A 24,892-nucleotide genomic window follows, 5' to 3' on the forward strand; every position below is an offset into this window, starting at 1 on the left:
CGTAGAACTGCCGGGAGACATCGTCGAGAGAGCAGGGAGCACGATCATGCGCAGTCGAACCGGGCGGGTCCTCATGGCGGCAGCCGCCGTGAGCGCGGCACTGGTGCTGAGCGGTTGTTCCTCAGAGGAGGCCGCGCCCAAGGTCGCCGGCGGCGACGGCTCGGGCAAGAGTAAGCCGCAGGACGACAACGAGGTCCGTCGGGCCTGGGTGACCTGCATGCACGGACAGGGACGCAACGAGGTCCAGCAGGACAAGGACGGCAACATCTTCACCCCCGCCTCGGGCACCGGCGGCGACGCCGACGTCGCCGGATACGAGACGGCGGCCAAGGCCTGCGACGAGAAGGTTCCCGGCATCCACCAGGCCAAGGCGAAGGACAACCAGAAGTTCGTCGACATGGCACGTGCCTTCGTCGCGTGCGGCAGGAAGAACGGCTACCCGGACATGCCCGACCCCGACCCGAAGGACGGCATCCTCGTCTTCACCGCGACGTCGTTCGACGCGGCCAAGTGGGACGCCGTCCAGCCCGCTTGCGCCAAACTGCCCATGCCCGGCTACCGGATCGGCGAGTGAGCATGTCCGAGAGCGTCGAGTCCGCGGCCCCGGTCGCTCCCGATGCGCGCGGCGCCGGGCGCAAGAAGCGCCGCAGGGCCGTCGTCCCGCTCGTCCTCATAGCCGCGCTCGCGGGGACCGCCGCGTGGGGCGCGACCCGCCCCTGGGAGGACAAGGGCTCCGTCGCCGAGCAGCCGTCCGCCGGCCACGGGACCGTGGTGGTGGAGAAGGGCACGCTTTCCAGCAGCATCCAGGTCGCAGGGGCCCTCAGCCACGACGCGCCCACGCCCGTCGTCGGCTCCGGCCAGGGAACGGTCACCGGTCTGCCCGCCCTCGGCTCCGTCGTCAAGGCGGGCGGCAAGCTCTACGAGGTCGACGGGCGCCCCGTCGTCCTCATGACGGGGGACCGGCCGATGTGGCGGGAGCTGGGCCCCGGCGTGGCCGACGGCCCCGATGTCAAGCAGCTCAAGAGCAACCTGATCAAGCTCGGCCACGCGGGCGGCCTCGGCCTGGCCGTCGACGAGAAGTTCACCGAGGGCACCGCCACCGCCGTCAAGCGGTGGCAGAAGGCCCTGGGCCTGAAGGAGACGGGAACGCTCCCGCCCGGCGGCGTCGTCATGCTGCCGCTGGCGGCGGTGCAGGTGCAGAAGCTCGGGGCACAGCTCGGCTCCGCCCTCGGGGCGGGGTCCGTGATGACCGTGAGCGGTACCGACCTCGTCGCGGTCGTACAGCCGGCCGAGAACCAGCTGTCCCAGTTCAAACCCAACGGCAAGGTGGTGGTCAGGCTTTCCGGCGGGGGCACCGTCGAGGGACGCATCCGCTCCCTGATCCGCGGCGCCGACGTCGGCGGGGCCGAGGGCGGGGCCGGCGGCGGGGGCGGTCAGCAGAAGACCTCCGTCACCATCGTCCTGGACAGCCAGGACAAGGCCCAGCAGGCCGGACCCTCCTCGGTGACGGTCAACGTCGTCGGGGAGAGCGCCGCCGACGCCCTCATCGTCCCGGTCACCGCGCTGCTCGCCCTCGACGGCGGCGGCTACGGAGTCAAGGTCGTCGATGGCGCGACCAGCCGACTGGTCAGGGTCCAGCTGGGGCTGGTCGCCGATGCCAAGGCGCAGATCACCGGTGACGTGAAGAGCGGCGACCAGGTGGTGATCCCCAAGTGACCACGCCACCGCGGCAGGGCCGGGCACCCGTGCTGGAGCTGACCGGCGTCGTCAAGGAGTACCCGGTTCCGGGATCGCCCCCGCTGCGCATCCTGCACGGCATCGACCTCACCGTCGAAGCCGGTGAGCTCCTCGCCGTCGTCGGCCCCTCGGGCTCGGGCAAGTCCACCCTCCTCGCCCTCCTCGGCTCCCTCGACCGGCCCACCGCCGGGCAGTTGCGGTTCGAAGGCCGCGACCTGTCCGGCCTCTCCGACCACGAACTGGCAGCCCTGCGCGCGCACCGGATCGGCTTCGTGTTCCAGCAGTTCTTCCTCCTCCCCGGACTCACCACCGTCGAGAACGTCGCCACGGGCATCCTCTACAACGGCACCCGCGACGCACGACGGCGCGAAGCGGCCGTCGAAGCCCTGCGCGAGGTCGGCCTCGGGCACCGCCTCGATCACCACCCCGACCAGCTCTCCGGCGGGGAGAAGCAGCGCGTCGCCATCGCCCGCGCCCTCGTGGGCCGGCCCGCGATCCTGCTCGCCGACGAGCCCACCGGGGCGCTCGACAGCGCCTCCGGCGCGGCCGTCGTCGATCTCCTGCGCGCCCTCAACGACAACGGCACCACCGTCGTCGTCATCACCCACGACCGCGAGCTCGCCGCTTCCTTCCCCCGGCGCATCGGCATTCACGACGGCCGCATCGACTTCGACGAACGCCGCCCGCACCCCGCAGGAGCCGACCGATGACGTCCCCGTCCCCCCTGCGCCGGACCCGGCTGCGTCCGGCGGACCTGCTGCGCCTGGGCATGATCGGACCGCGCACGCGCAAGATGCGCACCGCCCTGTCCGCCCTCGGCATCTCCCTGGGCATCGCCGCCGTCATCGCCGTGACCGGGATCTCCTCCTCCAACCAGGCGCACCTGCTGGCCCGCCTGGACCAGCTCGGTTCCAACCTGATCACCGTCGGCCCGGGGAAGGGCAGTGACCAGCAGCCCGTACCGCTCCCGCCCACCGCCGAGAAGATGCTCGCCAACATCGCCCCGGTACAGCAGGTCACCGCGACCGGCGCCACCAAGGCCGAGGTCTACCGCAACGACCTGGTACCGAAGGAACAGACCGGCAGCATCACCGTGCTGGCCGCCCGGCTGAACCTGATGGACGTCCTGCACGCCACCCTGCGGAGCGGGAAGTGGCTGGACGGGGCGAGCGAGAACCTCCCGGTGACCGTGCTCGGAGACCAGGCCGCGCAGCGCCTCGGCGTGACCGCGCCGGGGGAGCGGGTCTGGCTCGGCGGACAGTGGTACGCCGTCACGGGAATCCTCGCTCCCAACGAGCTGGCCCCCGAACTCGGCACGGCCGCCCTGGTCGGCTGGCCCCAGGCCACGGCCCACCTGGGCGCGGACGGCACCGCCGTCACCGTCTACCTGCGCTCCCACCCCGAACGCGTCCCCGATGTCCAGGCCGTGGCCGGCGCCACCGCGAACCCGGCCAACGCGAGCCAGGTCGCCGTCAGCCGCCCCTCCGACCTGCTCACGGCACGGAACGAGACGAAGGGAGCACTCACCGGACTGGTCCTGTCCCTCGCCGCAGTGGCCCTCCTCGTCGGCGGCGTGGGCATCGCCAACACCATGGTGGTGGGCGTCATGGAACGCCGCGGCGAGATCGGACTGCGCCGCGCACTGGGCGCCAGGGGCGGCCAGATCGCCGTCCAGTTCCTGCTGGAAGCCGTGCTGATGGGCTTCATCGGAGGCATCGGCGGACTGATCGTAGGCAGCCTCACCGTCTACGGCTACGCCCTCACCCAGGGGTGGCCGGCCTCCATTCCGCTCTACACGATCGTCGCCGGCCCCGTCGTCTCCGTCATCGTCGCCGCCCTTGCCGGAATCTACCCGGCCCTGCGCGCGGCCGGGGCCTCCCCGACGGACGCCCTGCGCTCGGCCTGAACAGAGACCTGGAACAACACCGGTGCCGCCTCGGCCGGTTGCCGGCACCAGCCGGCCGAGGGCATCCGTGCCGAGGGGGGGCGTATCCCTTCACCCAGGATCTTGACTGAATTTTCAGTCCGGGCCAGGATGGGCGACGCATTCACCCCCCTCATCCAAGGAAGTCCCATGTCTACGTCTTCCACCTCCCGGCGCCGGCTCCTCCAACTCGGCGCGACCGCCGTGCCGCTCGCCGCCCTCGGGTCGGCGCTCCCCACGACCGCCGCCGCGGCCACCGCCGGAGCCGGCACCACCCTGCGGATCCCCGCGGAGACCGACCCGCACGTACGTACCTTCATGGCCTGGCCGGCGCTGTCGTCGGTCTGGTCCACGCAGCTCAGCGGCGTCCGCAACGACATCGCGCGCATCGCCCACGCCATCTCCCGCTACGAGCCCGTCGTCGTCCTGGCGCGCCCCTCGCAGGCCGCCGACGCCCGGTACATCTGTGGCCCCGGCGCCTACCACGCCATCGAGGTCGCCGAAATATCCAACGACGACCTCTGGATCCGCGACTTCGGCCCCACCTTCGTCGTCGCCCCCGGCGCCATCGCCGGTGTGGACACCAACTTCAACGGCTGGGGCAAGACCGGCACGTCGTACTACCAGCCCTTCGCCAACGACGCCGTGGCGGCCACGGCCCTGCTGGGCCAGTACGGGGTCAACAGGATCCAGGCCCCCTTCGTCGGCGAGGGGGGTTCGCTGGAGACCGACGGTCAGGGCACGCTCATGGCGACGGTCAGCTCCCTGGTGAACAGCAACCGGAACCCGGGCATGACCCAGGATCAGGTGGAGCAGTCGATGAAGTGGGCCCTCGGCGTCGACAAGGTCATCTGGGTCCCGGGTCTCGCCGGCCAGGACATCACGGACTGCCACATCGACTGCCTCGCTCGTTTCGTCGCCCCCGGCAAGGTGATCCTCGACCAGCCCGGCCCCGGCGCCAGCAGCAAGTGGGTCGCCGTCTACAACGAGACCAAGAAGGTCCTCCAGAGCGCCACCGACGCCCAGGGCCGCCGACTGGCCATCACGGAGCTTCCCGGACCCGACCGGAAGTACATCCGGGGACGGGGCACGGACTTCCTCTCCAGCTACACCAACTACTACACCGTGAACGGTGCGCTCCTTGTGCCCCAGTTCGGCGACAGCTACGCCGACGACGCGGCCTACGGCATCCTGCGGACCGCGTACCCCGGCCGGACCGTCGTCCAGGTCCGCATCGACAACATCGCCAGCGGCGGCGGTGGCATCCACTGCGCCACCCAGTCCCAGCCGGCCGTACCCCCGGCAGCCTGACCCGGGACAGGTCAGTGCGCCGGGCGGTAGGTCGCGATGATCACACCGCTGCTGGTGGGCCGCGCGCTGATCGGTTCCGGCTTCTGCAGTGAGGCGTCGTCGGCGAACAGCTTCTCGAGGCCTTCGCCGGCGACGACCGGGTGGCTCAGCAGGACCAGCTCGTCCAGCCGCTCACGCTGCCCGTGGGGTGCTGCGCCTGACCTGGAACCCGGCAGGCCTCACCCGCGCCAGGGCCCCCTTGACTAGGCATTTCATCCTCAGGCATCCTGACTGAAACTTCAGTAAGGATGCAGGTCGATCCGACCCGCGCCACAGGCGAACGCCGTCACGACGGGACCACCGCCGGGTACACGGCCGCCGAACCAGCCGAGAACAGCGGCTGCCCGCGCAGTGCACACCATTCTCCCGAAGGCGATCCATCCGTGACCTCGTACGAACTCCTCACTTCCTACGGCTCCCCGCTCGGCTCCCCGGGCCGCACGGAGCCCGCCGAGCGCGACCTGCTGCGCGTCGGCCTCGTCCAGATGCGCTGGTACGCCGACCAGGACGAGCACGACGACCGCCTGCGCGAGGGCGTGGCCCTCGCCGCCGCCCAGGGCGCCACGGTGGTGTGCCTGCCGGAGCTGACCCGCAGCCCGTACTTCTGCAACACCGACGACCCGATGGCCGACGGCGCCGCCCGCTACCTGGAGGACGTCGAGCACGGTCCCACCGTCCAGCTCGCCGCGGAGCTCGCCACCGGCCTCGGCATCACCGTCCACGCCTCGCTCTACGAGCGTGCGCAGGACGGCGGCCTCGGCTACAACACCGCCGTCTGCGTGGCCTCCGACGGGGGGCTCATCGCCCGCACCCGCAAGAACCACATCCCCGCGTTCCCCGGCTACCGCGAAGACCTCTGCTTCCGCCCCGGCGACAGCGGCTTCCCCGTCGTCGCCCACGAGGGCGCCCGCTTCGGCTTCCCCACCTGCTGGGACGAGTGGTTCCCCGAGCTGGCCCGCGCCTACTCCCTGGCCGGCGCCGAGGTCCTCGTCCACCCCACGGCCATCGGCTCCGAGGTGGACCTGCCGGACTTCGACACCCGGCCCATGTGGGAGCACGCCATCAGTGCCAACGGCCTCGCCAACGCCCTCTTCATGATCGTGCCCAACCGCATCGGCACCGAGGGCCGCTCCACCTTCTACGGCTCCTCCTTCATCTCCGACCCCTACGGCCGCGTCATGCTCCGCGCGCCCCGCGACCGCCCCGCCGTCCTCGTCGCCGACCTCGACCTCGACCAGCGCCGCGACTGGCTCGACTTCGGCCTCATGCAGACCCGCCGCCCGGAGCTCTACGGCCGGCTCACCGAGCGCCCGCGCGCCCGCGCGCTCCAGGTCTAGGCCGGACGGTGCCCCGATGCGCTCCGAGCCCGCCCAGGACGTCTCTCCGAGCCCCCTGTGCCGCCTCTGAGCGCCCCGTGGGCTGACTGAACCTTCAGGGCGCGCGGGATGGCCCATCCGGCCTCATGGTGGCCGGTGGGGGCCCTGCCGGCACCGCCGGATTGCCGTGGCAGCCCGGCCGGCCGTACGCCCTGAAGGTCGGAACCTCCGAAATCCGCCCCACCTCTTGACTGAATTTTCAGTTGAGAGCAAGATGCCGTTCATACCGCGTGCTCGTCCTTCGGCTCTGCCGGGCGCTCCACGGAGCCGGCCGCCCCCGACGAGTACTTCTGGCGAAACGAAGAGAGACCCGTGATGACTGCGTTCCGTATGCCTGCCGAGTGGTCGGAGCACGAGGGGTGCCTGATGGCATGGCCCACTCGTGAGGACCTGTGGGGCAGCGTGCTGAAGGACGTCAAGGAGGAGTACGCGAACGTGGCGAGCGCGATCGCCCGGTTCGAGCCCGTGACCATGGTCGCGCCGCCCGGCCACGGCGAGGACGCCCGGCACTGGTGCGACCCCGAGGTCACCGTGGTGGAGATGCCGCTGGACGACTCCTGGTTCCGGGATTCCGCCCCGCTCTTCGTGCTCGACGGCGACGGAAACCGCGCCGGGGTCGACTTCCGCTTCAACGCCTGGGGCGGCAAGCACCACCCCTTCGACTCCGACGACCGGGCCAGCGCCCTGCTGCTGGAGCACCTCGGGGTCGAGCGCATCCACTCCGACATGATCCTGGAGGGGGGCGCGATCACCGTCGACGGCGAGGGCACGCTGATCACCACGGAGCAGTGCCTCCTCCACCCCAACCGCAACCCCGGCATGAACCGGGACGAAATCGAGACCGAGCTGAAGTCCCGGCTCGGCGTCGAGAAGGTCGTCTGGCTTCCGTACGGCGGTCTGCTGGACACGGAGACCGACGGTCACGTCGACGGCGTCTGCGCCTTCGCCGGCCCCGGCAAGGTCGTCGTCTCCCTGCCCGACGACCCGGCGCATCCCGACTACGCCCGGATGCGCGCCAACCGCGCGGTGCTGGAGTCCACCACCGACGCCAAGGGGCGGCCGTTCGAGATCATCGACGTCCCGCAGACCGCGTTCGTCGACATGCCCGGCGGCGACATCGAGGTGTCCTACCTGAACTACTACGTGGCCAACGGCGGCGTCGTCGTCCCGGTGGCCGGTGTGGCCCAGGACGCGGAAGCCCTCGCGATCATCTCCGCGGCGTACCCCCACCACAAGGTCGTCGGGGTGCGGGCGCTCGCCATCGCGTTCGGCGGCGGCGGAGTCCACTGCATCACCCAGCAGATCCCGGCCTCGCGCACCACCGCCTGAGCCGAGAACGGACCGCTCCGGGCGGGCCGCTTCCAGTGGCCCGCCCGCCCCGCAACCCCTCACGGAAAGAGAGCGCGACGATGACCACAACCCCACCCCCCAGCCGCAGACGCCCCCGCAGCGGGCGCGCACGGATCGCCGTCACGGCGGCCGTCCTCACCTCCCTCGCCGCCCTCGCGGCCTGCTCCGGACCTCCCAAGGACTCGGGCGCCACCGGCACCGCGATCAAGCTCTCGGCTTCCACGCCTCCGGCCGCCGGTGAGATCGACTCCTTCAGCTGGGCCCTCTACGCGGAGCCGCCCACCCTCGACTACACGGTGGCGTTCGACTACCCGCAGAACACGATCCTGTCGAACGTGTGCGAGAGCCTGATGCGCTGGACACCGGGGCTCACCACCGAGCCCGGCCTGGCGCAGAAGGCGACGAACCCCGACCCCACCACCTGGGTCTACGATCTCCGCCCGGGCGTGCGCTTCCACGACGGCAAGGAGATGACCGCCGACGACGTGGTCTTCAGCCTCGGCCGGCAGATGGACCCGGACAACGCCGCCGCCTGGGCCCAGACCTTCCAGAACGTCGCCTCCCTGGAGAAGACCGGACCGCTCCAGGTCACCGTCAAGCTGAAGAAGCCCGACTCCCAGTTCCCGCAGTACATGGCGACCGCCGCGGGCGTGGTCGCCTCCAAGGCAGGTGTCGAGGCGGCGGGCAAGGACTACGGCACCACCGGCGACCTCGCCTGTACCGGCCCGTTCAAGCTCGGGGCGTGGAGCAAGGGCCAGTCGATCGAACTCGAGCGCTTCGACGGCTACTGGGGCACCAAGGCGAAGTCCAAGAAGGCCGTCTTCAAGTTCCTGACCGACCCGTCGGCCCGTACCAACGCCATGCTCAGCGGCGAGGCCGACGGCGGCTACCTGATCCCCACCGAGAGCTACGGCCGACTGCGCGACAGCGGGGTGGGCACCCTGTACTTCGGTGAGGGCCTGACCACGGTCAACGTCAACGTCACCAACATGCAGGGCCCGCTCGGTGACGTCCGCGTACGCCGCGCCCTGTCACTCGCCCTGGACCGGTCCGGGTTCGTCAAGGCCGGACTCGGCGGCGCGGGCACCGTCACCAACTCCCTCACCCCCCGGGGCGCCTGGGCCGGAGCCTCGGAGCAGACCAAGCAGGCCGCCTTCGACACGCTGCCGCCCGCCACCCAGGACCTGGAGAAGGCCAAGGCCCTGATCAAGGAGGCCGGGGCCACGGGCAAGACCCTGACCGTCGCCACCAGCTCCATCGGCCAGGACGTCTCCCTCCTCGCCACCGCGGTCCAGGCGGCCGGGACCCAGATCGGCTTGGACATCCGCCTCAAGACGATCGCCCCCAACGCCTTCACCGCGCTGTTCACCGATGCCCAGGCGCGCGAGGGCATCGACATGTTCCCGTACACCTCCTACCAGAACATCACTGACCCGCTGGACCTGTTGCAGAACTTCCAGACCGGTGCCTACCTGAACTTCGCCGCCTACAGCGACAAGGGATACGACGACCTCGTAAGCCAGGCCACCGCCGTCTACCAGCCGGAGCAGCGGATGGAGATCGAGGCCAAGCTCCAGAAGCAGGCCGTCGAGCAGGTGCTGTGGATGCCGGTCGCGGAGTGGCCCACGGCCGTCTTCCTCAACAAGAGGATCACCGGGGCTCCCACCACCATCTCGTACATGTACTACCCGTGGGCCGCCGACGTGGGGGCCGTGAAGTGAATTTCCTGAGATTCGCCGTACGCCGGGTGGCGGAGATGGCCGCCACCCTGCTCGGTGCGTCGTTCGTGGTGTTCGGCGCCATGTACCTGGCGCCGGGCAACCCGGCCAGCTTCCTGCTCTCGGGACGCTCGGCCTCGCCGGAGGCCCTCGCCGCGATCAACGCCCAGTACCACCTGGACGACCCCTTCTTCGTCCGGTACCTCCGATGGCTCGGAGACGTGCTCCACGGCGACTTCGGGCGGTCCATCACCTACCGCACCGACGTCTCGCGGCTGTTGGCGGACCGCCTCCCCACCACCCTGCTGCTCGTCACGATGGCCCTGGTGGTGGTCGTGGTGATCGGCCTGCTGCTCGGATGGATCGCCGCCGTACGCGGCGGCGGCACCGACTCCGGCATCCTCGTCGGCACCACGTTCGCCCTCGGCACCCCCTCCTTCGTCGCGGCCGTGCTGCTCCAGGGCCTGTTCGCCGTGAACCTGGGCTGGTTCCCCAGCAGCGGCGCGGGCGAGGGCTTCGGCGACATGGTCTGGCACCTGACCCTTCCCGCGATCGCCCTCGCGCTCTACCTGATCGGCATGCTCGCCCGGGTCACCCGCTCCGCCATGCTCGAAGCCCTCGACAGCGAGCACGTCACCGTCGCCCGCAGCCGCGGGGTCCCCGAACGCGAAGTCATCCGCCGGCACGTGTTCCGCAACTCCCTGGGCACGGTCCTGACCACCGGGGGACTGATCATCTCGACCCTCCTGGTCTGCACGATCCTGGTGGAGACCGCCTTCAGCATCGGCGGCATCGGCCAGCTGCTGGAACTGTCCACCACCACCAAGGACTTCCCGACCGTTCAGGCCATCTCCCTGATCATCGTTGCCCTGTTCATGATCGTGAACCTCATCGTCGACCTGCTGCTTCCTGTGGTCGACCCGCGGATCACCCTCGGATCGAGGAGGTCCGGCGCATGACCGCCACCCTCACCCGCCGGCCCGGACTCGCCAAGGTCCGCTCCGCCCGGTCGTCGCTCTACGTGGTCTGCCTGGGCCTCGTCGCCCTGGTGACGGCCGCCGCCCTGATCGGGCCCTGGGTGGTGACCCACGACCCCAACGCCATCGACCTCGGCAACGCACTCGCCGGCCCCTCCGGCGAGCACCTGCTCGGTGTGGACGCGGCCGGCCGCGACACCCTCTCCCGCCTGCTGCTGGGCGCCCGCACTTCCCTGCTGGGACCCCTCGGAGTGGTCGTCTTCTCCACCCTCGCCGGCATCGCCGTCGGCATGACCGCCGCATGGAGGGGCGGCTGGCTCGACTCCGTCCTCTCCCGCAGCACGGAACTGGTCTTCGCCTTCCCCGGAATGCTGCTGGCGATCCTCATCATCTCGGTCTACGGCGAAGGGCTCCTGGCCCCGGTCATCGCCCTCTCGATCGCCTACCTGCCGTACGTCAGCCGCCTGACCCGCTCCCTGGTCCTGGCCGAATGCGAACGCCCCTACGTCAGCGCCTACCAGGTCCAAGGCCACTCGGCACTCCAGATCTGCCTGCGCCACGTGCTCCCCAACATCGCCCCCGTGGTCCTCGCCCAGTCCACGATCAACTTCGGCTACGCCCTGATGGACCTCGCCGGCCTGTCCTTCCTCGGACTCGGCGTACCCGCGCTCACCCCGGACTGGGGCCGCATGGTCTTCGACGGACAGACCGCCATCCAGCACGGCTACCCGCTGTCCGCGATCCTGCCCTGCGTCTTCATCGTGCTGACGGTGGTCGCCTTCAACGTGGTGGGAGAACGCTGGGCCGACCGCGTCGCCAGGAGAGACCGATGAATTCGATGACACCACCGCAGACACTCGACATCCAAGGGCTGCGGATCACCCTCCCCGGCACCGCCCGGCCCGTCCTCGACGGAGTCGACCTCACCATCGCCGCCGGCGAGACCGTCGCCCTCGTGGGCGAGTCCGGCTCCGGGAAGACCCTCACCTCACGCAGCGCCCTGCGGCTGCTGCCACCCGGCGCCGTCGTCGAAGGCGCGGTGAAGGTGGGGGGCCAGGACGTGCTCACCATGAACACCAAAGAGCTGAGGGCCCTGCGCTCCGGCACGGTGGCCATGATCTTCCAGGACCCCCGCGCGGCCATCAACCCGCTGCGCCGCATCGGCGACTTCCTCACCGAGAGCGTCACGCTGACCAAGACGCTGAGCCAGGCGGACGCGACGGCGCGCGCCGCCGAGCTCCTCCAGGCGGTCGGCCTGGACGCCTCCGCCCTGCAGAAGTACCCCGGTCAGGTGTCCGGCGGCATGCTGCAACGCGTCATGATCGCCGCCGCCCTCATGGGCGATCCCGCCCTCCTCCTGGCCGACGAGCCCACCACGGCGCTGGACGTCACCACCCAGGCCGAGGTCATCGCCCTCCTGGCCAAGCTGCGCGAACGCTTCGGCACCGGCCTGCTGTTCGTCACCCACGACCTCGACCTCGCCGCTGCCATCAGCGACCGCGTCTACGTCATGTACGCCGGGCGGATCGTGGAAAGCGGCCCCGCCGAAGCCCTCTTCGCACACCCCCGCCACCCCTACACGGCAGCCCTGCTCGCCTCCACCCCCCGCCTGGAAGCCCCTCAGGGCAGGCTCGCCGCCATCGACGGCCAGCCCCCCGACCTGCGGCAGGAACTCCACGGCTGCCCCTTCGCCGCCCGCTGCCCGCTCGCCACGGAGATCTGCGACCAGCAGGCTCCGCAGCCTCTGCCCGCACCGGGGACGCCGCACCACCAGGCCGCCTGCCACCACAGCGACCTCCTCGAAGGGAGCTCCGCCCGTGCCTGAGAACGTACTGGAAGTCGTCGGCCTGCACCGCAACTACGGAGCCGTCCGCGCCGTCGACGACGTGTCCTTCACCCTCCCCGAGGGAGGGTCCCTGGGCATCGTGGGCGAATCGGGCTCCGGCAAGACCACCACCGCCCGGATCATCGTCGGCCTGGAGCGGGCCGACGCCGGCGAAGTCCTCGTACGCGGCCAGGCCCGGACCGCACGGAGCCGTGGCCGGGCCCATCGCCTGGTCAGGGCCCGCGAGGTCCAGATGGTCTTCCAGGACCCCTACCTCTCCCTCGACCCCAGGACCAGCGTCGACGCGGTCCTGCGGGAGACCCTGCGCCTGCACTTCCCGGGCGCGGACCACGACCGCCGCATCCGTGAACTGCTCGACCAGGTAGGCCTGGGAACCCGCGCCGCCGATGCACGTCCCCGGCAGCTGTCGGGCGGGCAGCGCCAGCGCGTCGCCATCGCCCGCGCCCTCGCCGTCGAGCCGGCCGTCCTCGTCCTGGACGAAGCCGTGGCCGCCCTCGACGTGTCCGTGCAGGCACAGATCCTCAACCTGCTCGCCGACATCCGGGAGCAGACGCGCATCGGCTACCTCTTCATCACCCACGACCTCGGCGTGGTCCGCTGCGTCACCGACGATGTCATCGTCATGCGCCGGGGCGCCGTCGTCGAGGCGGGCGCCACCGCCGAGGTCCTCGCCGCTCCCGAGCACCCCTACACCCGGCTCCTGCTGGAATCCGTACCCCGCCCCGGCTGGGATCCCGACGCGATCGCCGCCGCCCGACGGGCTCTCTGACCGCCCGCCGCCGGTTCAGGCGCCGGCGGTGAGGGTCCGTACCAGCGTCCGCAGAACCTCCGCGGCATCGAACTCGGCATCGAGGGTCTGGGTGGCGGCCAGCCCGTCGACGGCGGCCGCCACCGCCTCACCCAGGGACCGGGCGTCGATGCCGCCTTCCCGTTCGTCGGCCAGCACCTGGAACAGGGCGACGAAGCAGGAACGCCAGCGCCGGTTCTCCGCCTCCAAGGAGGTGCGCACCCGCTCGTCGTTCAGCGCATGCCAGTGAAGCGCGGCGTGCAGGTGCGAGAGGTCCGTGCTCTCGGGCTGCGTCAGCAGGCCGAGCACCTGCTCGGCCCGCTCGGCGAAGGTGCCGGGAGCGGACACGGCCTCTTCCAGCGGCAGGATCCACTCGGGGCGGATGTCCTCGATGACCGCGACGATGAGATCGGTCCGGTCCTTGAAGTGGTAATGGCACATCCCGTGCGAAACCCCGCACAGCGCCGCCACGTTGCGGGTGGTGAACCGCTCGCTCATCTCACCGGCCAGCAGAGCGCGCGCCGCGGCGAGCAGGCGCGTCCGCGTCTGCTCGCCCTTGGCCGAGACGCGGGGCCGGCCCGGGCGGGCCTGGGGCGCGGCGGAGCTCTGAGGACCCTTCAAGGATGCAGCCATGGCGCCACTCTAACGAGCGCTTCCACGGTCACCTGCGGGTTTCCCGATCCACTGGGAAAACCCGTGTCCACATTATTGACCGAGCGCTCGGTCAGTTCTAGCTTTCTCTCCACCACAGCACCACATACGGGCAGTTGAGACAGGAGACGCGAATGAACGAGAACGTTGCGAACCGGTTGTCGGGCGGAAGTCTTGGCCGACGTGGATTTCTGGCGGCCGCGGCCCTGACCGCCGCCGGTGCGGCCCTGGCGGCAGCCGAGGGCCGGGCCAGCGCGGGGTCGCGGATGCTCGGGACCTCGGCGGCGGGTACCTTCAGCGTCCCGATCGAAGACGTCCGCCACACCCGCACCTGGATGGCCTGGCCGGACAGCACCTCGATCTGGGGCAGCAAGCTCAGCGGCGTCCAGTCGGACATCGCCCTCATCGCCCGCACCATCGCCAAGTACGAGCCGGTCTACATGTGCGCCAACTCCGGCAGCGCCGCCAAGGCCCGCTCGATGTGCGGATCCAACGTCACCGTCGTCAGCACCATCCCCGTGGACGACTGCTGGATGCGCGACACGGGCCCGGTCTTCCGTACCGACGGGGCCGGCGGGCTCGACGCGATCGGCCTGAGCTTCAACGGCTGGGGCAACAAGCAGACCCACGCCAAGGATGCCCTGGTCGCCGGCCGGATCGCCTCGTACGCGGGCGTCCCGTTCACCGTTGCCGGCCTGGTCGGCGAGGGCGGCGCGGTCGAGCAGGACGGCGCGGGGACCCTGATGGCCACCCGCAGCAGTCTCGTGAACGGCAACCGCAACCCCAACAAGTCGCAGGCACAGATCGAGGCCGCGCTCTGTACCGCCTACGGAGCGTCCAAGGTCATCTGGTTCGACGGCGTGGTCGGCCAGGACATCACCGACGACCACGTCGATGCGACCTCGCGCTTCCTGGCGCCCGGCAAGGCCCTCGTCCAGATGCCGCTGGCCACGGACAACGACGCCTACGCGAAGGACGCGCGCCAGCAGTTCCAGATCCTGTCCACGGCGACGACCGCGGGCGGTGCCGGCATGACCGCCGAGAAGCTCCAGGGCCCGGACTACTACAAGATCCGCTCCGCCAACCCGGACTTCCTCGCCTCCTACGCCAACTACTACGTGTGCAACGGGGCCGTCATCAGCGGTCAGTTCGGCGACACCCGCGCGGACACCGCGGCCAAGGCCCTGCTGACGCGGCTCTTCCCGGGCCGGGTCATCGAACAGCTCAACATCGACCGCCTCGGCACCGGCGGCGGCGGCATCCACTGCGTCACCCAGCAGCAGCCCGCTCGCTGAGGCCAGGACCACCGTCCGGTGACGGGCCGACGCGGGGCGGGCGGCCGACGACCGCCCCGCCCGGTCCTCATCTCAGGGACGTCACGAACGTTGTCCAGCACGACCGAGGAAAGGCGCAACGGTGAACGACAGGCCCGGCAACGGCGGGGGCGGGCTCCGAGCCGGTGCCCTGGGGACGTTCGACTCCGTGGTCATGGCGGTCGCGGGGTGCGGGCCGGCGTACACCGTCATCGCGTTGATTCCCGCGCTCGTCGCCGCAGTCGGCCTCGCCGCCCCGGCCGTCCTGCTCTACTGCGCGATCCCGATGGTGGGCATCGCCCTCGCCTTCCGGCACCTGGGACGGCTCGACGTCAATTCCGGTGCCACGTACTCCTGGGTGGCCCGAAGCCTGCACCCCTTCCTCGGCTTCCTCAGCGGGTGGGCCGTGGTCGTCTCCACCACCCTCTTCGTCGTCGCCTCGACGACGCCCGCGGGCCGGGCCACCGTCTCGCTCTTCGACGAAGACCTGGCCGAGAACGACGTCCTGGCCACCGCGGCCGGGCTCGGCTGCTTCCTGCTGATGGCCGCCCTCGTGGCATCGGGCGCCCGGATCGCCGCCCGTGTACGGGCCGTCGCCGTCGGAGCCCAACTGGCACTGCTGCTGGCCGTTGCCGTCACCGCGCTGTCGCAGGACGTCCACACCGCGGAGTTCTCGTTCTCCTGGTTCGGCTTCGGGCACTTCGACGCGGCCCACACCTTCACCGCGGGCGCACTGATCGCCGGCGGGCTGTACTGGGGGTGGGACGTGACGGCCAACCTCAGCGAGGAGACCCGCAGCGGCCGGGGCGGCTCCGGACTCGGCGGCCTGATCGGCCTGCTGGTCGTCGCCGCCACGCTCCTCACCTTGACCGTCAGCGCGAACATGCTTCTGGGCCCGGACGCCGTCACCTCGACGGACGGCGGCTTCCTCCACCAGCTCGGCGAGGCGGCCTGGCCCGGAGTGGGCGGAACCCTGCTCGTCCTCGCCGTGCCGCTCTCCATGATCGCCACGCTGGAGACCACGCTCCTCCAGGCGACCCGCACGCTGTTCGCCATGGGACGCGACCGCACGCTCCCCTCGTTCCTCGGCCGCATCCACCCCCGCCGGCAGACTCCCGTGGCCGCCACCCTGGCGGTCGGCGCGGTCGCGGTGTCGGCTCTGACGCTGATCGCGCTCACCGGCTCCGGGGTCGCCGTCCTCGGGGACGCCCTGATGGGGATCGGCCTGCTGATCGCGTTCTACTACGCCTTGGCCGGCATCTCCGTCGCCGTGGCCTTCCGCAGCGTGCTCTTCGCCTCCATCGGCAACCTCGTCTTCCTGGGCCTGTGGCCGCTGGCCGGCACGGCCTTCAACGTCTGGGTCCTCGCGGCGTCGATCCCGAAGCTGACGGGTACGCAACTGGCCATCGGGCTCGGTGCGCTGGCCCTCGGACTGGTCCCGCTGGCCTTCGCACGCGTCCAGGGAGGGCGGTCCTACTTCCGTCCGCGGCCGCTCAGCCCGAAGAACGTGGAGGCGGCGGACACGCACTTCGCGGACGCCCAAGCAGCCACCGGCCCGGCCGGTGGCCGACGGGACGGCCTCCTGTCCGACTTCTGACCGTGCCGACCGGAACTCGCCCGAGGGAGAAATGCCATGTCCGCCTGGCTGCGCCGCCGTGGTGAGGGAGCGCCGGTCTATGACCCGGCCTTCGGCGACACCGCACTCGCCGAAGCCCGCCAGGACATGCTCCTGGGCCGCTGGGAGGGTGCCCGCGACGTGCTGGCGCGCACACCTGGCGACTCGGACAGGCGGGCCCATCGCATCCGTCTGCTGGCCGACGCGGCGGCCGGCAGACGGACCGTGGACCTCTGGCAGGCATCCGAACCGCGCAACCCCGACGCCGCCGTGCTCCGCGCCGAAACCGAGGTGATGCGGATGTTCGCCGCCGCGCGCACCGGGCAGAGCCCTGCCGCCGACAGGCTCGAGCGGGCGGCCTGGTTGTGCCACCGGGCGGCCGAACTCGCACCCGAGGATCCGTACCCCTGGGTCTCGCTGTTCGCCCTCGCCAGGCTCTACCCGGGCGGGCACTCCCGGATGAGCGAATGGTGGAAGGAGATCCGGGGGCGGGACCCGTACCACCGTGAGGGCCACCATCAGGCGCTGCGCTACCTCTCCGCCCGCTGGCACGGCTCGTACGGAACGGCCCTCAACTTCGCCTGGGACGTCACGGGTTACGCCCCGGAAGGATCACCCCTCGCGATCCTTCCCCAGGTGGCGCGCGCCGAGCACTACCGCCACCGCATGGCGACCGAGGACGGCACGGTGATCGGCCTGACCCGCCACTGGAACGACGAGCGGGCCCGCGGGGACCTGCGCAACGCACTGGACAAGTGGATCGCCCACCGAGTACCCGCGGCACAGGACGTCGCCGATCTCAACCATTTGGCACACGGTCTGGTCAACGCCGGAATGGCGGACCGGGCCGGTGCCGTCTTCCGGCTGCTGGACGGCCAGGCCACCGAAGTGCCCTGGAGCTTTACGGGAGACCCGGAGCAGCAGTACGTCCGCTGGCGCAACAGGACGATGTCCGGCTGATCACCCACGCGTGGTGATGGCATCCCCGGCCGTTGCGGAGAGGCTCCACCCCCGCCTGACCGACTTCGTAGCGGCTCTGCCCACCGGGCAGGGCCGCGCATTCGTGTTCGCCACCAGCGGGTTTCCCGAGCTGCCGCCGGCGTCCTTCACCCGCCCCTTGGTCCGGCTCCTCGCCGGTGCCCTGACACATGCCGCTCCGACCAGCAGGTACGCCTCTGCGGCGCCCGGGCGGGTGGCCCGGGCGCCGCATGTGGAGAGTGGGTCGGGAAGCCGTGGTCAGGAGGCTCGGGCCCGTTGGGTGACGACGATGCAGCCGAGCACGATGACTGCGGTGAGCGGGACGGCGGGGCTGAGGTGTTCGCCGAGCAGGAGCACGGCCCACACCAGCGTCAGGAGCGGCTGGGCGAGTTGCAGCTGGCTCGCCCTGGCCACTCCGATCAGGCCCATGCCCTTGTACCAGACCACGAACCCGCCGAACTGCGAGATGGCGGCGATGTAGGCCATGCCGATGACGGCCTTCGCGGTGAGGTGTACGGGCTCGTGCTGGAGCGCCAGCGCGGCCACGGCCAGGTTGACGGGGGCGGCGATCACCACGCCCCAGGCGATGACGTGCCAGCCGGGCATCCGCGCCGACAGCCGCCCGCCCTCGGCGTAGCCGGCCGCGCAGACCAGCAGGGCGCCGAAGAGGTACAGGTCGGCGACGGTCGGCGCGCCGTGGTTCTGCGCCAGGGTGAAGGTGATGACGGCGGCCGCACCGGTGGCGGCCGCGGCCCAGAACACCTTCGAGGGGTGGCGCCGGGTGCGGAGTGCGGCGATGGTCGCCGTGGCCATGGGAAGTGCCCCGATGACGACCGCGGAGTGCGCCGTGGAGGAGGTCTGAAGGGCGAGCGTGGTCAGCAGAGGGAAGCCGATCGCGCAGCCGCCGGCGACCACGGCGAGGGCGGGCCAGTCCTTGCGGGCAGGTATCGGCACGCGGCAGAGCAGCAGCGCCGCGAGGGCGATGACGGCGGCCAGCACACCCCGGACCCCGATCGCGGCCCAGGGGCCGAACCCGTCCAGTGCCCAGGCGGTTCCGGGGAAGCTGAAGGAGAAGCTCAGTACGCCGAGCGCGGCGAACAGGGTGCCGTTGGCCCGTGACGGTGGGGATGACGGCACGCGCACAGGGGTGGCAGCGGGGGCTTTGACGTCCATGACTGACAACTTTCATCGGGTCGGAATGATCAAGTGATGTGGGAAGGGTGGTTTCGCAGGCAGGCAGGCAGGCAGGCAGGCAGGCAGGCAGGCAGTCAGATAGATAGGCAGGCCGCCGGGCTCCGTCGCGCGACGGAGCGGGGTCAGCGCAGCCGCTCGGCGACGGCCCGGGCGAGCCGCAGGGCGCCGTCCTCGCTGAAGGGCAGGCTCAGCGAGGGCTCGCAGAGCTCCATCTCCAGCACCACGGGCCGGCCGTCGCTGCCACGGATCAGGTCGACGCGGCCGTAGAGCAGCGGTCGGTCCAGGCCGAGGCGCGCGGCCGCCGCTTCGAGTACGGCCGAGGCGACGGCCCGTTCGTCCGCGTCGGCGCAGCGCGCGGTGCGGCTCTCGAGCGTCGGGACGTTCACCGTGCCGTCGGCCATCAGCAGCGCGCTCTTGCGGATGGCATGGCTGTACACCCCGTCGAAGTAGATCAGATCGGTCTCGCCCTCCCGGTCCACGGCCTCCAGGTAGGGCTGCAGGATGAGGTGGCACCCCTCGCCGAGCCTGTCGGCGACGTACCGGGCCGCCGCCTCCGTCATGGATCGGGCGTAGCGCTGGACGCCCTTGGAGTAGGCGCCGACGGTCGGCTTGACCACGATCTCGTCGACCTGTGGATGGGCGGCGAGGAACTCCCGTACCACCGACAGCGGATCCTCCCCGGGCTCGACGAAGCGGCTCGGCACGACCGGCACCCCGTGCGCGGCGAGATCGGCCAGGTAGTACTTGTCGAGGCTCCAGCACACGGCCGACAGCGGATTGAACAGGTCGGTGGTGGCGGCGACTTGCTCGCACCACGCGACGAAGTCCGGTAGCCGTTCCACGTACGTCCAGGGCGAGCGCAGCAGTACGGCGCCGAAGCGCGGCCAGTCGACGGCCGGGTCCTGCCAGTCGCACACTTCGACGGCGAGTCCGACCTCCGCAAAGGCTTCGAGCAGCAGCGGCATGTCGTGGTCGATGGGGAGGCTTGCAGCATCCGTGACCAGGGCAACGGTGCCCATGGTGGGTGTCCTTTCGGTGGGGCTGGTGGTGGGGTCGGTGGTGGTGGGGGCGTACGTGTCGGTGCCGGAGGGGATCACCACGGCAGGGTCTCCCCGAGGTGCAGGTAGCCGCCGCTGGGCCCGTCGCTGCCGAGCAGGGCCATCCGCACTGCGGTCTCGGCGCCCTGCGGGGGATCTAGTTCGCCCGCGCCGTCGTTCATGGCGGTCCTGGTGTAGCCCGGGTGGACGGCGTTCACCTTGATCGGTGTGTCGCGCAGTTCGTAAGCCAGGTGCACGGTCCACGAGTTCACCGCGCTCTTGGAAGCGCTGTACGCCGGAAGGGACTTGAACGCCGGGCTGTACGTGTAGGAATCCGGGTCGCTGTGCAGGGTCAGGGAGGCGAGCAGGCTGGAGACGTTCACGATGCGTCCCGCCTCCGCCCGCAGGATCAGCGGCAGGAAGGCGGTCGTCACCGCGACGACGCCGAACAGGTTGGTGTCGAAGGTCTCCCGCCACTGGGGCAGGGGCTGCTCCGACGGCCGTCGGCCGTACTCCTCGACGCGGATCCCGGCGTTGTTGACCAGGATGTCGAGCCGGCCGCGGGTGCGGGCGACCTCCGCCGCGGCGGCCGCGATCGTGTCCGGCTTCGTCACGTCGAGGACGAGGGGTTCGGCGTCGAGCCCGCCGTCGCGCAGGTCGGCCGCGGCCGCGGCGGTCGCCCCGGGGTCGCGGCCGCCGAGCAGGACCCGGACGCCGCGCTCGCCGAGCCGGCGGGCGACTTCGAGGCCGATGCCTCGGTTGGCGCCCGTGACGAGGGCGGTGGGGGACGGATGGTCTGGCACGTCTGGCACGTCTGGCTCCAGAGGTCGAATACGGCCCGGGGGAGGGAAAGCGGGTAACGGAGGGCGGGGGAGGGGGCTTTACCAGCCGACCGACAGGAACTTCGCCACCGGCGGCCCGAAGCGGGCGACGTCGACGAGGAAGGCGTCGTGGCCCTGCGGGGACTCCAGCGCGAGGAATTCGACGCCGGGCCCGCCGGCTCCCAGCGCCTCGGCGAGCTCCCGCTGCTGCGACAGGGGGAAGAGGATGTCGCTCTCGACCCCGATCACCAGGGCCTTCTCCAGGTGCAGCCGGGCCAGCGCTTCCTCGGCGGTGGTGCCGCAGGATTCCCCGAGGTCGAAGCGGTCCATGCTGCGGCTGAGGTAGAGGTAGCTGTTGGGATCGAAGCGGTGCAGGAACCGCTGGGCGTGGAAGTCCAGGTAGCCCTCGACCTGGAACTCGAGGCCGAACGGCCCCTCGTCGCAGCTGCGTTCGGGACTCAGGCGGGCCCGGCCGAAGCGGCTGTCCCACTCCCGGGCCGAGCGGTACGTCATCATGCCGAGCTTGCGTGCCGTCAGCATTCCGCGGCACGGATAGTGTTCCGTGTCGTACCGGCCCTGGTTCCACTGGGGGTCGAAGCGGATCGCCTGGCGCTGGAGGGAGCGCACCGCGATCGAGAACGGCAACGAGTGCACTCCGGCGGAGATGTTGACGTGACTGCGTGCGAGCCCGGGATGACGGGTGAGCAGTGACAGCGCGCCCATTCCTCCCATCGAGACGCCGATCACGCAGGCCAGTCGTTCGAAGCCGAGCGCGCGGACCGTGTGGGCCGCGGCGTCGGCGATGTCCTCGATGGACAGCTCCGGAAAGTCCAGCCGGTAGGGCTCACCGGTCCGGGGATCGATCGAGGCGGGCCCGGTGGATCCCTTGCAACTGCCCAGCGAGTTCACGCAGATGACGTGCCAGCGATCGGTGTCGATGGGTCTGCCCGGGCCGAGCATCGCCTCCCACCAGCCGGGGCCGGGGTCGTGCGGATGAGAGGCGGCGTGCGCGTCCGTCGAGAGCCCGGTGAGGATCAGGATGACGTTGTCTCCGGCCGGGCTCGGCCGCCCGAAGGACTCGTAGGCGATCCGCGCGCCGTGGAGGGTGCCGCCGGCCCTCATCGGGAAGCCGTCGGGCAGGTCGACGAAGCGGGTCGCGCGGGGGATGAACTCCGTCATGCGTCTGCTTCCTTTCGGTCCTCTGTCGGGGCCTTCATGCGCTGCGCGCGAGGGCGTCCAGCGAGGCCAGCCACTCGTCGTCCGAGCCCTCGGTCACCCCTTCGAGCAGGAACGTGGACAGGTAGCGCTCTCCGGTGTCCGGCAGCATCGCCAGCAGTACGGACCCGGCCGGCGCGGTCTGCGCGACGCGCAGTGCGGTCGCCAGGGTGGCGCCCGCCGAGAGCCCGGTGAAGATTCCTTCCTCGGCGGCGAGCCGGCGCGCGGTGTCGCGGCCGTCCACCTCGTCGACGGTGAGGAGTTCGTCGATGACGCTCCGGTCGAGCACGCTCGGTACGAAGTCGGGTGCCCAGCCCTGGATCCGGTGGACGTTCCACGCCTGGCCGGACAGGACGGCGGCATTGTCCGGCTCGGCGGCGATGATCCGGACCTCGGGCCGGGCCCGCTTCAGCATCTGTCCGACACCGGTCAGGGTGCCGCTGGTGCCGAAGCCGGTCACGAAGTAGTCCAGCCGCTTCCCGGCGAAGTCGCTGAGGATCTCCGACGCCGTGGTCTCGCGGTGGTACGCCGGATTCGCCGGGTTGTCGAACTGCCGGGCGCGGAACCAGCCGTGGCGGGCGGCCAGTTCGTCCGCCAGCCGGTTGCCGCCGCTGCTGCCCAGGGCGCCGGGGAAGAGGATGACCTTGCCGCCGTACGCGCGGATGAGCTTGCGCCGCTCCACCGAGTAGGAGTCGGACATCACCGCCACGAACTTGTAGCCGCGAGCCGCTGCCACCATGGCCAGGGCGATGCCGACGTTGCCCGAGGTGCACTCGGCGATCGTGTCGCCGGGTTTCAGCAGCCCCTTCGCCTCGGCGTCGAGAATCACGGAGAGGGCGAGGCGGTCCTTGACCGAGCCGCCGGGGTTGAAGGACTCCACCTTCACGTAGACCGAGACGTGCTCGGGTGCGAGCCGGTGCAGCCTGACGATGGGCGTGCGCCCGATGGTGTCGAGGATGCTGTCGTGGAGAGGCATGGGTGTCGCTTTCGATGGCGTGGCTTGGCTTGGCAGGGCGGGCGTGGCCGGGGCTGGATGCCGGGCAGGTCTCGAGGAGGGCCGGCTATGGGGCCCGTACGTCCTCGAAGGCGGGAGCGACCATGTCGAGGATCGCGGCGACCGCGGCCTCGGAAATCTCCTCGTCCAGCGGGGCGTTGAACTCGGCCAGCTCGACCCCGACCAGCTGATCCCGAGGGATTGCCTCGAAGACCGCCCGGATCTGGGACTCGAACAGGCCGCCCGGGACGACGTATTCGGCCGGCACGGCGGTTTCCGGGTCGAGTACGTCCCAGTCGATGTGGATCCACACCGGTGCCCCGCCGACTGCGCGCAGGATGCTCTCCCCGGTCACCTCCGCCGGGGGGATGACGCGGACGCCGGTCTGCGCGAGCAGGTCGCGCTCGGGCTCGTCGATGTCCCGGGCGCCGACCAGGACGGCCTGCCCGGGCCGGAGACCGGAGCCGTGGCCGCTGTCCCAGAGTCCGCACGCGGCCGCGAGGACCATGCCCCCGAGGTAGCCGGTGCCGGTCGTCTCCGGCGTGTTGAAGTCCCCGTGGGCATCGATGTACAGCACCACGGCGTCCGGGCGTTCCCGCGCCACGGCGGGCAGGGTGGCGATACTGGCCGAGCAGGTGTTGGAGATCAGCACCGGGAGCCGGCCTGCCCCCAGGCTCTCGGTGACCGCCGTGCCCAGTCCGAGCAGGGTCTCCCTCGCCTGGGGCAGGCTCACGCTCCAGTCGTCGTCGGCGGGCGGCGCGAAGGTGCCGATCGCCCGGCCCAGGAGTCCGTAGCGCTCCTCCAGGGCCCGTGCCACCAGGGCCGCGCCCTCGATCATCCGCGGTACGCGGTCGGCCACCCGGCCCTGGGAAACAATGAGGTCGATCTTCATGTCGGTATTCATGTCGATATTCACGGGGAATTCCTTTCCTCGGCCGGCCCGGTGCGACGGAACGCGAACGGGCAGCTGTCCGTCTGCTCGGCGTTCTCGTCGTCAAGGCCGTACTGGAACCATTCGAGTGCGCCGGCTCCGTAGGAGCCGAGTTGCGGGGCATGCGGGATCTCGTCGTACCGATCGATCCGGCCGCGTATGTTGGCGCGGACCTTCCGGCCGCTCGGTGTGTCACCGGCGAACACGTCGAAACGCTCCCGCGGATTGACCACCATGACGAAGCGCTCTCCGAGATTGCGGCTGCGGCGTTTCCGGTGCGCCGGGCTGCTCATGTTGCAGAACAGCGGCATTCCGTCGAAGCACATGGACCAGCCCGGGGAACTCGGATCCCGGTCGACGTCCGCGGGCCAGGGCGCCGAGTCGATTTCGTGCAGTCCCTGGAGGACCTTCCAACCGAAGGCGTGGTGGTCCTCCGTGCGACGGCCCTCGACCGCCCCGGCCGAGAACACGACGACCAGCGGATACGCCGTGTCGAGCTTGCCGTCCCACTCCCTGGAGAGCTCTACGTACTCCTTGAGCCCCTGCGCCAGGTGCCGGATGCCGCCGGCGTCGCCGTTCTCCACGAAGACGAACCTCAGCAGCTGCTTGCGCAGCGCGTTCTTCGAGAAGACGCAGGGGAAGCCCGGGTCTTCGAGCCGGGACGCCACTTCGCGCAGGGCGTCCCGATGCCAGTCCGTACCGATCTCCTCGACGTGTTCCTGGGAGATCAGGGCGATTCTCTTCGTTGACGTGTTCACCATGACGGAATGCGGATTCCCGGTCACTGCCATCCGGCCGAATCCCCCTTCGGCGCGGGATCGACCGGCGCCGTCACCGCCACCGCGGGATCGGCCGTGAGCCGGGTCGTGGTGTCGGGGAACTCGGTGGTCGCGGCGAATCCCAGAATGGCGAGCAGTCCGCAAGCGAGCATGGCGAAGCGGTTCATGGAAACTCCAAAGAAAAGAGAGAACGGGGGATCGAATCGAGAACCGGCCTCTCCCCGCTCTTTCCGAGGGGCCTTGTCGGCCGGTGGGTCCCATCGTGGCCGATGCGAATGCGCGTCCGCCATGGATTCGAG

At 70.8% G+C, this 24,892-nt stretch carries 24 protein-coding genes; 15 read left to right on the plus strand and 9 right to left on the minus strand.

The genetic code is table 11. From position 1 onward, the window contains the following. The first annotated feature begins 46 nt into the window (after positions 1 to 46). The 12 genes from ACFRU2_RS00460 (at position 47) to ACFRU2_RS00515 (ending at position 13,047) form a co-directional block, all read left to right on the plus strand. A complete protein-coding gene (locus ACFRU2_RS00460) occupies positions 47 to 574 on the plus strand; it encodes a hypothetical protein (protein WP_382966358.1) in 528 nt (175 codons plus the stop codon). 2 nt (positions 575 to 576) lie between these two features. After that, a complete protein-coding gene (locus ACFRU2_RS00465; RefSeq protein WP_382966359.1) occupies positions 577 to 1,716 on the plus strand; it encodes a peptidoglycan-binding protein in 1,140 nt (379 codons plus the stop codon). Next, positions 1,713 to 2,447 carry an ABC transporter ATP-binding protein gene (locus tag ACFRU2_RS00470; protein WP_382966360.1) on the plus strand — a complete coding sequence of 245 codons (735 nt, stop codon included), beginning with the start codon at positions 1,713 to 1,715 and terminating at the stop codon, positions 2,445 to 2,447. Before ACFRU2_RS00465 ends, ACFRU2_RS00470 begins: the two co-directional genes overlap by 4 nt. Continuing rightward, entirely contained in the window at positions 2,444 to 3,643 is a 1,200-nt protein-coding gene (locus tag ACFRU2_RS00475) for an ABC transporter permease (RefSeq protein WP_382966361.1), read from the plus strand. The genes ACFRU2_RS00470 and ACFRU2_RS00475 overlap by 4 nt, the downstream gene beginning before the upstream one ends. 168 nt (positions 3,644 to 3,811) lie before the next feature. Beyond that, complete coding sequence (locus ACFRU2_RS00480; RefSeq protein WP_382966362.1) at positions 3,812 to 4,972, plus strand: agmatine/peptidylarginine deiminase; 1,161 nt, start codon at positions 3,812 to 3,814, stop codon at positions 4,970 to 4,972. Positions 4,973 to 5,394: 422 nt separating this feature from the next. Beyond that, a complete protein-coding gene (locus ACFRU2_RS00485; protein ID WP_382966363.1) occupies positions 5,395 to 6,348 on the plus strand; it encodes a nitrilase-related carbon-nitrogen hydrolase in 954 nt (317 codons plus the stop codon). Positions 6,349 to 6,717: 369 nt separating this feature from the next. Beyond that, the gene (locus ACFRU2_RS00490; protein ID WP_382967784.1) at positions 6,718 to 7,716 is read left to right on the plus strand and encodes an agmatine/peptidylarginine deiminase; all 999 of its coding nucleotides are present in this window, start codon (positions 6,718 to 6,720) and stop codon (positions 7,714 to 7,716) included. Positions 7,717 to 7,796: 80 nt separating this feature from the next. Beyond that, on the plus strand, positions 7,797 to 9,458 hold the full coding sequence (locus ACFRU2_RS00495) for an ABC transporter substrate-binding protein (RefSeq protein WP_382966364.1): 1,662 nt from the start codon (positions 7,797 to 7,799) through the stop codon (positions 9,456 to 9,458). After that, the gene (locus tag ACFRU2_RS00500) at positions 9,455 to 10,414 is read left to right on the plus strand and encodes an ABC transporter permease (protein WP_382966365.1); all 960 of its coding nucleotides are present in this window, start codon (positions 9,455 to 9,457) and stop codon (positions 10,412 to 10,414) included. The genes ACFRU2_RS00495 and ACFRU2_RS00500 overlap by 4 nt, the downstream gene beginning before the upstream one ends. Beyond that, positions 10,411 to 11,265, plus strand: coding sequence for an ABC transporter permease (locus ACFRU2_RS00505; protein ID WP_382966366.1), 855 nt, complete (start codon positions 10,411 to 10,413; stop codon positions 11,263 to 11,265). Before ACFRU2_RS00500 ends, ACFRU2_RS00505 begins: the two co-directional genes overlap by 4 nt. Further along, on the plus strand, positions 11,262 to 12,257 hold the full coding sequence (locus ACFRU2_RS00510) for an ABC transporter ATP-binding protein (protein ID WP_382966367.1): 996 nt from the start codon (positions 11,262 to 11,264) through the stop codon (positions 12,255 to 12,257). The genes ACFRU2_RS00505 and ACFRU2_RS00510 overlap by 4 nt, the downstream gene beginning before the upstream one ends. Then, positions 12,250 to 13,047 carry an ABC transporter ATP-binding protein gene (locus ACFRU2_RS00515; RefSeq protein WP_382966368.1) on the plus strand — a complete coding sequence of 266 codons (798 nt, stop codon included), beginning with the start codon at positions 12,250 to 12,252 and terminating at the stop codon, positions 13,045 to 13,047. Before ACFRU2_RS00510 ends, ACFRU2_RS00515 begins: the two co-directional genes overlap by 8 nt. Positions 13,048 to 13,062: 15 nt before the next feature. Here the strand turns inward: ACFRU2_RS00515 and ACFRU2_RS00520 are convergent, their stop codons facing one another. Next, positions 13,063 to 13,698 carry a TetR/AcrR family transcriptional regulator gene (locus ACFRU2_RS00520; RefSeq protein ID WP_382966369.1) on the minus strand — a complete coding sequence of 212 codons (636 nt, stop codon included), beginning with the start codon at positions 13,696 to 13,698 and terminating at the stop codon, positions 13,063 to 13,065. 152 nt (positions 13,699 to 13,850) lie between these two features. On the opposite strand from ACFRU2_RS00520, the gene ACFRU2_RS00525 reads away from it, so the two are divergent. The 3 genes from ACFRU2_RS00525 (at position 13,851) to ACFRU2_RS00535 (ending at position 17,604) form a co-directional block, all read left to right on the plus strand. Beyond that, positions 13,851 to 15,011: an agmatine/peptidylarginine deiminase gene (locus ACFRU2_RS00525; RefSeq protein ID WP_382966370.1), complete on the plus strand. Its 1,161-nt coding sequence runs from the start codon at positions 13,851 to 13,853 to the stop codon at positions 15,009 to 15,011. Positions 15,012 to 15,132: 121 nt separating this feature from the next. Continuing rightward, entirely contained in the window at positions 15,133 to 16,626 is a 1,494-nt protein-coding gene (locus tag ACFRU2_RS00530; protein WP_382966371.1) for an APC family permease, read from the plus strand. 36 nt (positions 16,627 to 16,662) lie between these two features. Continuing rightward, entirely contained in the window at positions 16,663 to 17,604 is a 942-nt protein-coding gene (locus ACFRU2_RS00535) for a hypothetical protein (RefSeq protein ID WP_382966372.1), read from the plus strand. Between the two features lie 276 nt (positions 17,605 to 17,880). Here the strand turns inward: ACFRU2_RS00535 and ACFRU2_RS00540 are convergent, their stop codons facing one another. The 8 genes from ACFRU2_RS00540 to ACFRU2_RS00575 form a co-directional block, all read right to left on the minus strand. Further along, positions 17,881 to 18,795: a DMT family transporter gene (locus ACFRU2_RS00540; protein WP_382966373.1), complete on the minus strand. Its 915-nt coding sequence runs from the start codon at positions 18,793 to 18,795 to the stop codon at positions 17,881 to 17,883. A 143-nt stretch (positions 18,796 to 18,938) separates the two neighbouring features. Beyond that, entirely contained in the window at positions 18,939 to 19,916 is a 978-nt protein-coding gene (locus tag ACFRU2_RS00545; RefSeq protein WP_382966374.1) for a RimK family alpha-L-glutamate ligase, read from the minus strand. Next, a complete protein-coding gene (locus ACFRU2_RS00550) occupies positions 19,910 to 20,665 on the minus strand; it encodes an SDR family oxidoreductase (RefSeq protein WP_382966375.1) in 756 nt (251 codons plus the stop codon). The genes ACFRU2_RS00545 and ACFRU2_RS00550 overlap by 7 nt, the downstream gene beginning before the upstream one ends. Before the next feature lie 69 nt (positions 20,666 to 20,734). Next, a complete protein-coding gene (locus ACFRU2_RS00555; RefSeq protein ID WP_382966376.1) occupies positions 20,735 to 21,853 on the minus strand; it encodes a homoserine O-acetyltransferase in 1,119 nt (372 codons plus the stop codon). 34 nt (positions 21,854 to 21,887) lie between these two features. Beyond that, entirely contained in the window at positions 21,888 to 22,865 is a 978-nt protein-coding gene (gene cysK / locus ACFRU2_RS00560; RefSeq protein WP_382966377.1) for a cysteine synthase A, read from the minus strand. A gap of 85 nt (positions 22,866 to 22,950) precedes the next feature. After that, positions 22,951 to 23,799: an arginase family protein gene (locus ACFRU2_RS00565; RefSeq protein WP_382966378.1), complete on the minus strand. Its 849-nt coding sequence runs from the start codon at positions 23,797 to 23,799 to the stop codon at positions 22,951 to 22,953. Next, positions 23,796 to 24,575, minus strand: coding sequence for a YqcI/YcgG family protein (locus ACFRU2_RS00570; protein WP_382966379.1), 780 nt, complete (start codon positions 24,573 to 24,575; stop codon positions 23,796 to 23,798). Before ACFRU2_RS00570 ends, ACFRU2_RS00565 begins: the two co-directional genes overlap by 4 nt. 20 nt (positions 24,576 to 24,595) lie before the next feature. Beyond that, positions 24,596 to 24,760: a hypothetical protein gene (locus ACFRU2_RS00575; protein ID WP_382966380.1), complete on the minus strand. Its 165-nt coding sequence runs from the start codon at positions 24,758 to 24,760 to the stop codon at positions 24,596 to 24,598. Positions 24,761 to 24,892 lie beyond the last annotated feature (132 nt).

Source organism: Streptomyces sp. NPDC056883 (genome assembly GCF_042788835.1).
Classification (GTDB): domain Bacteria; phylum Actinomycetota; class Actinomycetes; order Streptomycetales; family Streptomycetaceae; genus Streptomyces; species Streptomyces stoeckheimensis.

What these genes read in the sequence shown, in the direction of transcription:
- ACFRU2_RS00460 (WP_382966358.1), top strand. Translation starts at nt 47, where the DNA reads ATGCGCAGTCGAACCGGGCGGGTCCTCATGGCGGCAGCCGCCGTGAGC.
- ACFRU2_RS00465 (WP_382966359.1), top strand. Translation starts at nt 577, where the DNA reads ATGTCCGAGAGCGTCGAGTCCGCGGCCCCGGTCGCTCCCGATGCGCGC.
- ACFRU2_RS00475 (WP_382966361.1), top strand. Translation starts at nt 2,444, where the DNA reads ATGACGTCCCCGTCCCCCCTGCGCCGGACCCGGCTGCGTCCGGCGGAC.
- ACFRU2_RS00480 (WP_382966362.1), top strand. Translation starts at nt 3,812, where the DNA reads ATGTCTACGTCTTCCACCTCCCGGCGCCGGCTCCTCCAACTCGGCGCG.
- ACFRU2_RS00490 (WP_382967784.1), top strand. Translation starts at nt 6,718, where the DNA reads ATGCCTGCCGAGTGGTCGGAGCACGAGGGGTGCCTGATGGCATGGCCC.
- ACFRU2_RS00495 (WP_382966364.1), top strand. Translation starts at nt 7,797, where the DNA reads ATGACCACAACCCCACCCCCCAGCCGCAGACGCCCCCGCAGCGGGCGC.
- ACFRU2_RS00505 (WP_382966366.1), top strand. Translation starts at nt 10,411, where the DNA reads ATGACCGCCACCCTCACCCGCCGGCCCGGACTCGCCAAGGTCCGCTCC.
- ACFRU2_RS00510 (WP_382966367.1), top strand. Translation starts at nt 11,262, where the DNA reads ATGAATTCGATGACACCACCGCAGACACTCGACATCCAAGGGCTGCGG.
- ACFRU2_RS00520 (WP_382966369.1), bottom strand. Translation starts at nt 13,698, where the DNA reads ATGGCTGCATCCTTGAAGGGTCCTCAGAGCTCCGCCGCGCCCCAGGCC.
- ACFRU2_RS00525 (WP_382966370.1), top strand. Translation starts at nt 13,851, where the DNA reads ATGAACGAGAACGTTGCGAACCGGTTGTCGGGCGGAAGTCTTGGCCGA.
- ACFRU2_RS00535 (WP_382966372.1), top strand. Translation starts at nt 16,663, where the DNA reads ATGTCCGCCTGGCTGCGCCGCCGTGGTGAGGGAGCGCCGGTCTATGAC.
- ACFRU2_RS00540 (WP_382966373.1), bottom strand. Translation starts at nt 18,795, where the DNA reads ATGGACGTCAAAGCCCCCGCTGCCACCCCTGTGCGCGTGCCGTCATCC.
- ACFRU2_RS00555 (WP_382966376.1), bottom strand. Translation starts at nt 21,853, where the DNA reads ATGACGGAGTTCATCCCCCGCGCGACCCGCTTCGTCGACCTGCCCGAC.
- cysK (WP_382966377.1), bottom strand. Translation starts at nt 22,865, where the DNA reads ATGCCTCTCCACGACAGCATCCTCGACACCATCGGGCGCACGCCCATC.
- ACFRU2_RS00570 (WP_382966379.1), bottom strand. Translation starts at nt 24,575, where the DNA reads ATGGTGAACACGTCAACGAAGAGAATCGCCCTGATCTCCCAGGAACAC.
- ACFRU2_RS00575 (WP_382966380.1), bottom strand. Translation starts at nt 24,760, where the DNA reads ATGAACCGCTTCGCCATGCTCGCTTGCGGACTGCTCGCCATTCTGGGA.